General features: G+C 34.5%; 7 protein-coding genes. All 7 read right to left on the reverse strand.

The features are described 5' to 3' along the window. The 7 genes from ACFFLS_RS25900 to ACFFLS_RS25930 all read right to left on the reverse strand — a co-directional run bounded on the left by ACFFLS_RS25900 (nucleotide 1) and on the right by ACFFLS_RS25930 (nucleotide 13,614). Nucleotides 1-2,991, reverse strand: a complete 2,991-nt coding sequence (locus tag ACFFLS_RS25900; RefSeq protein WP_379682395.1) for a SusC/RagA family TonB-linked outer membrane protein — start codon at nucleotides 2,989-2,991, stop codon at nucleotides 1-3. Between the two features lie 393 nt (nucleotides 2,992-3,384). Next, complete coding sequence (locus ACFFLS_RS25905) at nucleotides 3,385-4,965, reverse strand: M61 family metallopeptidase (RefSeq protein WP_379682396.1); 1,581 nt, start codon at nucleotides 4,963-4,965, stop codon at nucleotides 3,385-3,387. Nucleotides 4,966-5,372: 407 nt separating this feature from the next. Then, entirely contained in the window at nucleotides 5,373-6,785 is a 1,413-nt protein-coding gene (locus ACFFLS_RS25910) for an APC family permease (RefSeq protein WP_379682397.1), read from the reverse strand. A 57-nt stretch (nucleotides 6,786-6,842) separates the two neighbouring features. Then, entirely contained in the window at nucleotides 6,843-8,093 is a 1,251-nt protein-coding gene (locus tag ACFFLS_RS25915) for an NAD(P)/FAD-dependent oxidoreductase (RefSeq protein WP_379682398.1), read from the reverse strand. Between the two features lie 19 nt (nucleotides 8,094-8,112). Next, a complete protein-coding gene (locus ACFFLS_RS25920; RefSeq protein ID WP_379682399.1) occupies nucleotides 8,113-9,897 on the reverse strand; it encodes a DUF885 family protein in 1,785 nt (594 codons plus the stop codon). A 38-nt stretch (nucleotides 9,898-9,935) separates the two neighbouring features. Beyond that, a complete protein-coding gene (locus ACFFLS_RS25925; protein ID WP_379682400.1) occupies nucleotides 9,936-12,233 on the reverse strand; it encodes a S9 family peptidase in 2,298 nt (765 codons plus the stop codon). Between the two features lie 370 nt (nucleotides 12,234-12,603). Continuing rightward, nucleotides 12,604-13,614: a 4-hydroxyproline epimerase gene (locus ACFFLS_RS25930; RefSeq protein ID WP_379682401.1), complete on the reverse strand. Its 1,011-nt coding sequence runs from the start codon at nucleotides 13,612-13,614 to the stop codon at nucleotides 12,604-12,606. Between the last annotated feature and the right edge of the window lies 1 nt (nucleotide 13,615).

The raw sequence follows: 13,615 nt of genomic DNA on the forward strand, positions 1-13,615 counted from the left end.
TTAAAAAGTTACATTTAAACCTAAAGTAAAAGCTCTCGTAGACGGATATTTATCTCTATTATCCATTCCTTGAGTCAAAGGGTCTTCTCTTTTTATTTCTGGATCTAAACCTTTGTATTTTGTAAATGTGGCTAGATTATTAGCAGAAACATACAAACGCATCGCATTTACGACTTTAAATGGCTTAACGTCAAAATTATAAGACAATGTAATGTTGTCAATCTTTACATAATCTCCTTGCTCGATATAATAACTTACATAGGTCTGATTGTAATTTAATACCGCTTTATCATAAACTTTATCGTATGCAGTATCTAACATATTGTAAGCAATTGTCGGATTCTCATAAAACATACGCTGTGAGTTTAATATTTGAAAATCAAAAGCACCAGTCATCACCACGCTCAAATCAAACTTTTTGTACGAAAAAGTATTGGTCCATCCTGCATAATATTGCGGTATACCATTTCCTAAATACTGCTTGTTATTATCGTTATACATAGCAGTAGTAAGCGTTTGTCTTGTACCATCTGGCAATTCAACAATCCATTTTCCATCGTTTGTAATGTCTACCGATTTTAATCCCCAGAAATTACCAATGGACTGACCAACTTCTAGCCTATGTGTCGTAAACGAAATCGGGTCTCCAGTGTTTCCAACATTTATATAATCTCCTTCAATCTTATATAAATCATTAGAAAGACTTGTCAACTTGTTTTTATTGTGTGAAAAAGTCATAGAAGAATTCCAAACAAAATTTTGTGTTTTAATAGGAATCGTATTAAGAAGCAATTCAAATCCTTTATTTTCCATTTGCCCAACATTAGCAACAATATTTTCATCTAAATAAGGAGGAGTTGGTACCTTGTAATTCCACAACATATCAATTGTTTTTTTGTTGTACACATCAAAACTTCCTGTAATTCTATTGTTTAAAAATGCAAAATCAAGACCTACATTGACCTCAGTCGTTTTCTCCCAACGCAAATCTGGGTTAGGATTACTATCGGGAACCAATCCCTTTATCCATTGTCCATCATTAAAGAAATAGCCATCATATATATACAATGTTTTAGACATATAAGAGTCTCTAGGAATTACTCCCGTTACTCCATAACCTGCTCTTATTTTTAAGTTATTTATAGCCGAAACATCTTGTAGAAAAGACTCTCTATTTATAGTCCATCCTGCTGAAACCGCTGGGAAATTACCCCATTGATAGTTTGCTCCGAACTTTGAAGAACCTTCTCTTCTAATACTGACTAAAAGATCATACTTATTATTAAAATCATAGTTGACTCTTCCAAAAAATCCGATCAACTTATTATCATTCTTATAACTAGCCATACTTGCTTTTCCATCAGTTAAAGCATTACCGGATCCTAAATTATTATAAGAGAACGAATCTGTTGGAAAGTCATAATTTGAAGCTGAAAATCCTTCATTTACAGTATATTGATAGCTATAACCGCCCAATACGGTAAACTCGTGCTTATCGAAACTTTTATGGTATTTAGATGTTAATTCTATAAAATCGTTATCTGTATCTCCGGTTTCTTTTGAGGCTACTCCATTTCGTTTATTAATCGTATTTGAATAATGCTTTTTAGTTTCAGCATAGCCTTTAAGACCTGTATTCTTATTTTTCGCAAACATTGCTCCTACGTCCCATCCTGGTAATAAATCCAGTGTTAAATTGGCTGTAAATCTTTGCCATGTATCTTTCCTATCTTGTATAGTTTCGTTCATAATAGCTACAGGATTGTAATATTGAAACTTTGCAGGATCTTCATTATAGGTACCATCTGGATTATATACAGGAGCAGTAGGATTTCTAATCATGGCTTGTCTGTAGGCGTACCCAGCAATTACTTCATCAAGTCCCATGTTTCGTGTACCATTCAGCAAACCTAAATTAACCCTCAACTTGTCATTGAACATCGCATGATTGACATCAAAAGAAAATCGATATTCTTCATTAAATGTATTTGTAAAAACTCCTGTTTGATCTACATAATTAAGATTTACTATATAGTTGGTCTTTGCATTTCCTCCTTTAAAAGCTAAATTGTGATTTTGTGCAAATCCGTTACCAGATATTTCTTTTAACCAATCTGTACTGGCACCACCATCTGCAAAAGGAATCGTGTGTCCTTGGGAACGTAAATTTCTTTGTTGGCCGGCATCCAAAAATTTAGCTTTATTTGCAAAACTAGAAACCGTTGTAAATCCGGTATATGTAATGGTCGACGGCATATCTTTGTTTACCGTTTTTGTAGTAATCAGAATTACCCCATTAGCTCCTCTTGTTCCGTAAATAGCGGCCGCAGAAGCATCTTTTAAAACATCTATAGAAGCAATTTCACTTGGGGCAACGGTATTAATGCTTCCCGGAACACCATTAATTAATACCAGAGGCCCAACTCCACCTTGTAAAGTAGAAACTCCACGTAAAGAAATATTAGGAGCCGCTGAAGGATCTCCAGAACCATTATTAATGGACAAACCCGCAACTTTACCTCTTATAAGATCAGAAGCGTCTCTAATTGCTCCTTTTGTAAAATCTTTTTCTTTGACACTAGCAATAGCACTTGTAACTCTTGATTTTTTTTGAGTACCGTATCCAACTACAACAACATCGGATAATTGCTCTACATTTTCGATAAGCACTACATCTACCTTATTCCCCGAAATTGTAACTTCTTGGGATATAAATCCGACATAAGAAACAACTAATTTGGAATTTGGCTTTTGAAGCGTCATTTGAAAGTTACCATCAAAATCTGACAATACACCATTATTAGATGTATTCTTTTCCATAATTGATACTCCTGAAATCGGAACTCCATGAATATCTTTTATAGAACCTTGAATCTTTGTTTGTGCAACGGAAGTAAAAAATGTTAAGAGAAAAATGACGATAAATCCCAGTTTTTTCTTTAACAATTTGTTTCCCAAATTTTGCAATACTGAATGGTTAGTAAAATTCATAGCTTTTTTGGTTTTTTGGTTTTTGTTTGGTTAAAAAATACTTGTTTACTACACAAAATATCAATCGTGTACTTTAAACACTTGTAAAGTTAAATGATAACCAATCTCAAGAAAGCCAACAATTTATCCGAAACCTGTATTATATTATCCTCTTATTGAGTTTTTTCACCAAAAACAGATTAAAAAAAATATTATTAAAATAAAATATGTTAATTCTACACAACAAAAAGCATAAAATTTTAAAATACATTAAAAAATACACAATACAAACCCATCAAAATAATCAATTAATAAGATTCATTCAAAAAATCGAGATATTGGCAAAAATTGAAAGCCCGTCACAATTAATTAGATTAATTTGTGACGGGCTTTTATGATGTACTAATAGCGACTCTACTTCCCTAACCAGCTGCGCAGTACTTTCCTTTGTTCATCGGTAATTGATTCCAAAATCTGAAAGGAAAATTTTCTATTATTTGAAATTGAATGTAAATCTTCTTTCAATTCTAAACCTGCATATTTTAGATAATTATTATAATCAATTGGTTTTGTGGTGTAAACATATTCGAAAATGTTTTTTAATGAACTTCCAGCTATCTTTTCGCAGGATTCTTGAAATTCAGCATCGGTAAAACCGCGCTGTAATTTTTTATAATATTCCCAATATAAAAGGCGCATCACATCATCCAACGATTTTTGATTTTGTGTCGCTTTACGAATTGCAAAATCTAGAACAACACCAACTGCCGGACCTTTGTCATAATACGAAATAGACTTGTCGGCATTTTCTCCCTGTTTGCCAAAAGGGCCGTCACTCCAAGTTTCAAAACTTGCCTGAGTTAAAGATTGATAGGATTTGCCTAGGGAATTCTCAAAAGCATTGATACCGCTTTCTAGGTTATGAAATAAAATCTGATCCGTTACAAGTCCAGCTCTTTTTACAATTAGATATTCATAATAAACAGACAAACCTTCGCTTACCCACAATAGATTTGTTTTGCTTCCTTTATCATGATCAAAAGGCCCCAATTCAAAAGGTCTGATTCTTTTTACATTGTAATGATGAAAATATTCATGAGCCAAAAAACTCATCATTCTGTTCATTGCCTCTGGTTTATCCAAATCTGAGCCGTCAAAACTAACCGTTGTGTTGTTAAGATGTTCGATGCCTCCCTGCCCCGGCCCAATTCCAATAAATGTATATTGTTTATACGGAATATCCCCAATAATGGCTACCGCCGATTCGACAACCTTTTTCAGATTGTCCATAAATTTTACTTTATCAAAATCTCCCATTTTATAACCTACAAAACGGTGTTCGATTCCGTTAACTTTAAAAGAGGGTAATTCTTCTAAATCTCCAATCAAAAGTGGACAATCGTATAAAACATCAAAATCAGGAGCTTTAAATTCATTTGTTTTTCCAGCAATCGGTTCTAAGCCTGTTGCAATTTTAAAGTCTTTTTTTATTCCTTCGATTTTTACAGAAACAGAGGTATTAATGTGTCCATCGATATAGACAAATAAACTATTCGGAATTACATAAGCATGTGAAGCATCCAGATAACTATTGGCTACAAACTGCTTATCGGCTTTTACATCATAACTTAAAGTAAACGGTTTATTCTTTGATGTCTTAATCTGCCAGCTGTTTTCGTTCCCCTTTTTAACGGCTATATTTTTATTATCAACCTTTGCCGTAAAATTTTCTACCATTTTACTGTAATTCATTAACTGATAATAACCCGGCATCCAATTCGGCATTTTAAAGTCTATAGTTTCCTCCTGCCAGCCACTGCAATGTAATTCCACATGAAAATAATGATTTTCAGGATTAGGCATCGAAACTACATATTGCAAAACTGGAGATTTTGTTTGTGAAACTGCACTTTGAGTAATTCCTAAAAAAAAGAAAACCAACAATAAAATTACAAATGAGTTTCCTTTTCTGTTTTGTGCTACTAAATATTTCATATGATTACTTATATTTTTAATAATCCAAGTTTACAAATGTTTTTTTGCCACAGATTAGAGGATTAAAAGGATTATTATTTTCTCTTAATTGTTTTTTTTTAAACATCAATATCTTCAAATCAGAATGCTTTTTTATACTCCATTTCCTTTTTTTAAATCTTAAAATTTAAGTGCAGAATCTTAGCGACTCTGCGCCTTTGCTTGCAAATTTCTCGTTGCTGAAACAAAAGCTTTATGTTTTAATCTCGCAAAGTCGCAAAGACGCTAAGATTTTAAAGCTTTTTTTTTACTTATTCTAACTATTCTCTCTAAGTATTTTAAATTAGCGCAAATTGTTGTGTTAAAAAAATAATTCGTGTAAATCTGTGTAATTCGTGGCAAAAAAACTTTTAGAAAATGATTGATATTTAAGACTTGTCTTTATTTACGAAATAGTAGTAAATCGGAATCCCTAAAAGCACAATTGCCAATCCTGGTATCGAGGAATTGTATTTATAAATTAAAAGCATAATGCAAATAGTCAAAGCCGCAATGATATAAATAAAAGGCAGAATCGGATAACCTATTGCTTTGTAAGGACGTTCTAAATCCGGTTTTGTTTTACGAAGTCTAAAAATTCCGGCAATGGTCAAAATGTAAAATATCAAAACAACAAATATTACATATTCCAAAAGTTCATTGTATTTTCCACTTAAACAAAGTGCCGATGCCCAAATACATTGAATCCACAATGCTTTCTCCGGTACTCCGTTTTTATTCAATTGCCCTAATTGCTTAAAAAACAATCCGTCTTTGGCCATCGTATGATACACACGGGCTCCGGAAAGTATCAATCCGTTATTACAACCGAAAGTCGAAATCATCAATAATATTGCAATGATATAAGTTCCTGAATTTCCAAAAATATGCTGCGATGCTACCACACCTACACGATCGTTTTCGGCATAGGCAATTTCATTTATTGAAAGAACGGATAAATACATCATATTGGTGGCAATATAAATGATGGTTACAATTAAAGTTCCCAAGAAAAGACTTCTTCCGATATTTTTAGAAGGATTTTTTATTTCGCCTGCAATAAAAGTTACATTATTCCAGGAATCACTGCTGAACAAACTCCCGACAAGACTTGCTGCTAAAGCTCCCATAATCGCAAATCCCGAATAAGGAACCAATGTGTTTCCTTCTAATTTATTAATAGAAAAACCAGTGTTCCAGTTTGCTTTCCAGATATCAGCTTTTGCAGCCAGAGTGAAACCAAAAATGATAAGTCCAAACAGTGCAATTAGTTTTACCAGCGTAAAAATAGTCTGAATCATTTTTCCTTCTTTTACACCTCGTGTATTCACATAGGTTAGAAAGACAACTAGAATTATAGACGTTAATTGTGCTGCCGATATTTGTAAAAAACTGAAATCTATAATAATATTTTTTTCACTTAAAGAAGGAAAAACATAAGCCGCAAATTTGCTAAAAGCCACACCAACTGCCGCAATTGATCCTGTTTGTATCACTGCAAAAAAACTCCAGCCATACAAAAAACCAGTAAGCGAATTGAAAGCTTCTTTTAAATACACATATTGTCCTCCAGCCTTTGGAAACATACTGCTCAATTCTCCATAACTCAGTGCTGCCGCAATAGTTAGAAAACCCGTAAATAACCAAATCAGCAATAAAGCACCTGCCGATCCTACATTACGAACTATGTCTGCACTAACAATAAAGATTCCTGATCCAATCATAGAACCCGCAACGATCATGGTAGCATCTAATAATCCTAATGATCTTTTGAAATTATTTTTTTCTGTTGTTGATTCCATATTTCCTTGTTGTTTTGTTTTTTTATTTTGAATGAGAATCTGTTTTAGAAACTGTATTTATCCAAACCTTTCTACTTCAAAAGCATCAATATTCATACTTGTAGCTTCTCTATTGACTATTTCTGAAACCAATTTTCCTGTTCCTGGGCCAAGGCTTAATCCCATCATGGAATGTCCTGTGGCAACCACAACATTGTTATGTTTTTTTATTCTTCCAATAAATGGGAGTCCATCCGCTGAACATGGTCGGTAACCGTACCAAATATCTTCTTCTGCTGGTTTTGGTATATCAAATTCTGGCAGGAAATCTTTAACTGCGTTTAGAATTCCATTGATGCGATGGTATTGTGGTTTTTCGGTTGTAGGCACTACTTCCATTGTACCTCCAAATCTAATTTTGTTGCCGTCCATAGGCGCTATAGCTACTCTCCCCTCTGCTAGAATAATCGGATGATTTACTTTGTAATCCGAATTTTCTAAAGTTATAGAATAACCTCTTCCCGGCATTAGTGATACTTTGGCATTTACTAAAGCAGCGATTTCTCTCGTCCAAGCTCCTGTTGCGATGACAATTTCATCTGCCTCATAAGAGTGTTTGTCGGTAATTACTTTCTTAACAACATTATTCTCTTTTTCAAATGAAACCACAGTTTCTCCTGACTGAAACTGAACACCATTTGCTACTAAATGTTCTTTTAAAACTTTCATTAATTTATTTGGATAAACATGTGCATCACAATTGAACTGAACCGCTCCTATTGCATTAATTTTGGTTTGGGGTTCTAATGCCTGCAGCGCTTCATAATCCAATAGATTTACATCCAAACCTAATTCTCTTCCTTTAGAAACAGTATGTTCTGCGTGTTTAGCAACTGCTTCGGTTTGAAAAACTTCCAGCATTCCTTTGTGTTCATAAGCAAATTCAAAGCCTGGGATTTTTTTCCATTCTAAAAATTCATTCTGGCTCAATAAGGATATATCCCGAAGCGGAATAGCCGATTTGGCAACATTTGTTTCTGTAGCACTTTTAACAAAATTAATTCCCCAATCCAATAATGCTTTATTAAAAGAAGGCTTTACATAAAACGGACTTTTAGAATTAAACATCCATTTGAATCCCTGCCAGACAATTCCGGGCGCTGCCAGTGGTATAAAGTGACTTGGACAAACATATCCTAGATTGCCATAAGAGCAATTGTTTTCAAAATTATCTTTGTCTATAACGGTAACTTTACAACCGCTCTGCTGTAAATAAAATGCCGAACTTAATCCTATAATTCCGCCGCCTATTACTACTACCTGTTTCATAAATGTGCTTGTATCTTAATTAAAATTTGTAAAATTTCCAGTTGGTTTTAAAATCTCTCTGCAAGGATTGATTAGTCAATAATGCTCTTAACAATTCGATTGGCATCGCATTTTCTCTCAAAATAGCATCATGATACTGCTGATACGTCATTTTGCCGCTTGTGACTAATTCTTCTTTTAAGGCAGTAAACTGCAACCCGCCCAGCATATAAGCGATTTGGTATAACGGACTGTAACCGCCTACAAATGATCGGCGTACTTCGCCTTCAGCATTAGCATGTTCATGTCCTACGCGATCAACTAAAAAATCAATACACTGCTGCGGACTCCATTTTCCTAAATGATAGTTTAGCGAAAAAATAATTCGTGCACATCTATGCATTCTCCAAAACAGCATACCAATTTTGTCTTCTGGTGTCTGAGGAAATTTTAAATCCCATAACAGCATTTCCCAGTACAATGAATTTCCTTCAACCCAAAACGGAGTATCAAAATGACGATACGCTTTGTATCGATCTCTCATAAATTGCTGTAGATGATGTCCCGCAATTAATTCATGATGAATAGTCGCTCTGGAAAAATGAGGATTATTGCCGCGCATGCTCATCATTTTTTCGCTATAAGACATTGTGCTTGTTGGATAAGAAATAATAAGAGATTCCCCGCCCAGAAAAAAGGGATTTATTTTTTGCGCTTCGGGAGACATCATGTACATACGCCAGCTTTCTTCAGCAATTGGCGGTATGGTTAAAAGATTATTTTGTTTTAAAAAATCTACCGACTGATTGTATAAATCCAGCATTGCCTGCGGTTGATCTCCCGGTGCCACAAAAGAGTTTTTGACTTTTTCCTGAGCGGCTTTCCAATTGTCTCCAAAGCCCATTTCGCGAGAGGCTTTTAATAATTCGGCATCACACCAGGCAAATTCTTTATTCGCAATAGCTACCAATTCTTCAGGAGAATACGGAATAAACTCCGTTTGCAACTGCCGAATTAATTCTTCTCTGCCAATTGGATTTCCAACAATACCACTTCCATCTTCTTTTTGAGTGCTTATATCTTTTCTTTTCGACTTTAGTAGCGATGCATATTCTCCTAAGGCAGCATCAACTTCGTTGTAAGTTTTAGGAACCCACCAGGAAAATAAGGGATCGTAACCATTATAAAAGTCAAAATAATTCTTCAAAATTTCCTGTAATCCTTTTGCATGCAAAACAGCAAATTCTGAAGAAGCTTTATCTAAACCTTCCATTTTTTCGGCTTTTTTGATTTGTTCAATGATGGTTTTACGTAAATCTTCCAGTTCTTTGGCAACTAGTTCTCCATTTACTTTGATTCCTCTTCTACGTGGTTTTTCCAGAGCATAAATTTTTTCATCAAAAGGGAAATAGACTTTTATCTTATCGTATAGTTTTTGTTGCTGTACTAGTTCGTATTCTTCACTGTTTAAATTTCTGCTAAATAAAATATAGTCCACTTTGCCATTGATGTTCATGGCATCGAAATTTAATCCTTCAATTGTTTTTTTATAAGCTGTAATTAATTGCAGTCTGCGAGTTCTTCGTTCCGGAGTATTGTAATTGTTCTCAATGTGTTGAATGTCAAAAGTATCGGCATTACTGTCGGTAGCATAAAACCGCATGATACTTCCTTTATCGGCTTCATAATGCACCATGGTATTGTTGACTTCGCTAGTTTGGAGATACAAATTAAAATCCTGCCCAAAAAGAGATACTGGACTTACAACAATCAAAATCAATAATCTCGATAAAAAACTGGTTTTATTTTTTATTACTTTAAGCATTTGTGTTTTTTTGGTTTAATTAAAATAAGTCCCGTTTATTATTGATTTAATTCATTATTGTTTCGGCTTGGAGGATCAACTCCTAATAAATGTTTTACAAAAAAATCTCGTTTTCTTTGTCTTCCGTAAGGGCCACCATCACTGTGACCAACGCCTGGTAAAGGCAGAAACTCAAAAGTTTTCCCCGCTTTTATTAAGGCATCGGCAACACGATAAGTAGATTCTGGCGGTACATTTTCATCGGCTTCTCCAATTACTAATAATAAATCTCCAGTAAGTTTTCCGGCATTGGTCACATTAGATTGTTCTTTATAATGCTCTCCAACCGGATATCCCATCCATTGCTCGTTCCACCATTGTTTATCTACTCGATTGTCGTGGCAACCGCAGGCGGCAACTCCTGCTTTGTAGAATTCCGGATGAAATAATAAACCACCTAAAGCATTTTGCCCTCCGGCAGAAGTACCATATAATCCCACTCTTGAATCGTCTACATAAGGATATTTTTTAGCCAAAGCTTTGATCCATAAAATACGATCTTCAAAACCAGCATCTTTTAAATTTTTCCAGCAGACATCATGAAAAGCTTTAGATCTATTGGCAGTTCCCATTCCATCAATTTGTACGACTATAAATCCTAACTGAGCCAGACTCTGCATCTCGGTGGTATAGCGATCCATAAAATTTTTAGGTACAAAAGAATCTTGTGGACCTGCATAAATACTTTCAATTACAGGATATTTTTTATTAGGATCAAAATCTGCAGGACGGCATATTATTCCCCAAATATCTGTCACACCGTCTCTCCCTTTTGCATGAAAAGGTTCTGGTAAAGACATTCCTGTAGCGAGATAACCTGTAGCGTCCGATTTTTCTAGATCCATTATTTTTTTTCCATCAGAAGTACGATGAAGTTCAATAATTGTAACCACATTCGGCTCTGAGTAAGAATCGATATAATAATGCTTGTTTTTCGAAAAAGAAACCAGATGATTTCCCTTTGAAGGAGTAAGATTGATTAGTTTCTTCCCATCAAATCCTATTCGATAATGATGAATATAATAAGGATCTTCGTTGGAATTGATGCCGCTTGCCGAAAACCAAATTTCTCTTTTCTTTTCGTCTACGCTGTCAATGCTTCGAACGACCCATTCTCCTTTTGTAATTTGTTTTTTCTCCTTACCTGTTATCGCATCAATTAAATACAAATGTCTCCAACCGTCTTTTTCAGAAGACATTACAATTTCGTTGCTATTTTTAAGATAATGCGTAAATAATCTGGATTCATAAATAAAAGTATTGGTCTTTTCATCGACTACTGAACGGGTTTCGGCAGTTTGAGTATTTACTTCTATAATTCTAAATCTTTGATGACCTCTTTCTACTTTTTCAAACCTAAAATAATTTGCATTGTCTTTTCTCCAATGCAATTCTGGCGCATCAAAAAAGTCAATTATTGGAGTGTTTACTTTTGTTGTTTTTTGATTTTCGATATGAAACAAATACATTTCATAAGTAGTGAAAGGATCTCCCGGTTGTTTATAAGGCTGGGAATGTAGTTCGCCACGAGTCGTATTGGCTACGGAAGTTAAAACATAATGAACTGGTAAATCGTTAAATGGAGTAATATGATAACCCACAATGTATTTACTGTCTGGCGACCACGCTAAAGAACCGTACGGTTTTTCTTTTGTACCGTCTTTTGTAAATTGAATCTCATTCCCTCCAGCGATTGGCTTTACAAATACATTATCCTCTTTTATAAAAGCTATCCATTTTTTATTGGGTGAAATGCTGTCTGTCTTAAAGGAATTCCATCTTTGCCATTGCCGATTTAGACTGGGATATTTTGTGTTGTCTTTAGGCAGCGAATTTGTCTTTTGAATACTATAATCGGAGAGCTTTACCTGATAGTAGTTTTTATCATATTTTAAAGCTATTGATTTCGTTTTGGCATCATAATTTAAACTATCAATAACGAGACTTTTTTGTGGAGACTTAATTGCTGTAACCGAACTTAGGGCATTTCTTAGTTTAGATTCGTCAAATAAAATATTTTTAGTTCCTTTTTCTGCATCAACTAAAATATATTCGATGATACTGTCTTTTAAAACATTGGAATACCAAAATGATTTTCCGTCTCTTTGCCACTGTGCTTTAATACTGGTCTTGAAAACGGTATTTTTAACTGCTTTATCCAATAACAAAGCTTTTTTATATCGTTCTAAAATCTCGGTTTTAGAAGGCTGATAGGGTATCATTTCTTTATGCTGCGAATATAAATTACAGTTCAGAAATGATACAAAGAAGGCAAAAATCAGTAAATTCTTTTTCATAGTTATTCAAATACAAGGAAACTTCCCTATTTATTTAATTATAGAAACCCGTTGGGCAAAATTATCTTTTCAATTCTATCACATCAGCGTAGATATAAATCTGTCTAAATCTGCTTTTATCTGTGTAAATCTGCGTGAAAAACTGACACGCAAAATCATTTCACGCTCCCGATAGCTATCGGGATGAAAGGATTTCAGCAGATCAAATTAGATTTTAATCCTTCAATCAAGCTATTTTATTCAATTTTACAACGGATTATAGAAATAAAAATAGTTTGCCAATAGAACTAAAAACCTTCAAAAAGCAGGTTTAAAAGTCCTATTCACGATACTGTAAAAACTAAAAAACTGTTAGTTCAGGTCGATTGAATTACAAAACCTGAAATCCGTGTGCATAAGGATCGTCTTCCTCATCAATAATTATGGTATTGTAACCATACACTTTTGCCCATCCTTGTATGCTGGGAACAATGGCTTTAATATCGTCAATTGCAGTTTCTTCTTCTATTCTGCCAACGAACTTACTTCCGATATAACTTTCATGTATAAATTCGTCTCCTTTTTTAAGCAATCCTTTTGCATGTAATTGCGCCATTCTTGCTGATGTTCCTGTACCGCAAGGCGAACGGTCTATGGCTTTGTCTCCATAAAAAACAGCATTTCTGCCTGACGAAGCCGGATCTAGAGGTGTCCCAGTCCATAACATATGACTTACATCTCTAATCGTATCATTTTCAGGATGAATAAATAGATTTGGATATTTTTCATTAATTCGTGCTCGTACCACCTGACTGTATTGTACAATCTTACTGGCTGTAAAATCCTGAATTCCAGAAAAGTTTTGCTGCGGATCTACAATGGCATAGTAATTTCCGCCATAAGCAACATCAAAAGTTAATTCGCCTAATTCCGGGCATTCAACAGTTAAATTTTCGGCCGCTAAATACGATTTAACATTCGTCAATTTAACCCATTCTACTTTTTTACCAACTTGCTTGTATTCAATTTTTACCAAACCCGCAGGCGCTTCCATATTTATTTTCCCTGGAATTTTCGGACTGATTAATCCTTCTTCTATTGCGATGGTAATCGTACCAATTGTTCCATGTCCACACATTGGCAGACAGCCCGATGTTTCAATAAATAAAATACCAAAATCGTTATCAGGATTCGTTGGTGGAAATAAAATACTGCCGCTCATCATATCATGTCCGCGAGGTTCAAACATTAATCCTTTACGAATCCAATCGTATTGGCTTAAAAAATGCTGTCTTTTCTCGCTCATGTTGGCACCAATTAAATTTGGCCCACCGCCAGCAACTACTCTAACCGGATTACCGCAAGTATGTGCATCTACACAAAAAAAAGTTTTTCTAGCCATA

It is taken from the genome of Flavobacterium procerum, assembly GCF_042431625.1.
In the GTDB taxonomy this organism is placed as follows: Bacteria; Bacteroidota; Bacteroidia; order Flavobacteriales; family Flavobacteriaceae; genus Flavobacterium; species Flavobacterium procerum.

What these genes read in the sequence shown, in the direction of transcription:
- ACFFLS_RS25900 (WP_379682395.1), bottom strand. Translation starts at nt 2,991, where the DNA reads ATGAATTTTACTAACCATTCAGTATTGCAAAATTTGGGAAACAAATTG.
- ACFFLS_RS25905 (WP_379682396.1), bottom strand. Translation starts at nt 4,965, where the DNA reads ATGAAATATTTAGTAGCACAAAACAGAAAAGGAAACTCATTTGTAATT.
- ACFFLS_RS25910 (WP_379682397.1), bottom strand. Translation starts at nt 6,785, where the DNA reads ATGGAATCAACAACAGAAAAAAATAATTTCAAAAGATCATTAGGATTA.
- ACFFLS_RS25915 (WP_379682398.1), bottom strand. Translation starts at nt 8,093, where the DNA reads ATGAAACAGGTAGTAGTAATAGGCGGCGGAATTATAGGATTAAGTTCG.
- ACFFLS_RS25920 (WP_379682399.1), bottom strand. Translation starts at nt 9,897, where the DNA reads ATGCTTAAAGTAATAAAAAATAAAACCAGTTTTTTATCGAGATTATTG.
- ACFFLS_RS25925 (WP_379682400.1), bottom strand. Translation starts at nt 12,233, where the DNA reads ATGAAAAAGAATTTACTGATTTTTGCCTTCTTTGTATCATTTCTGAAC.
- ACFFLS_RS25930 (WP_379682401.1), bottom strand. Translation starts at nt 13,614, where the DNA reads ATGGCTAGAAAAACTTTTTTTTGTGTAGATGCACATACTTGCGGTAAT.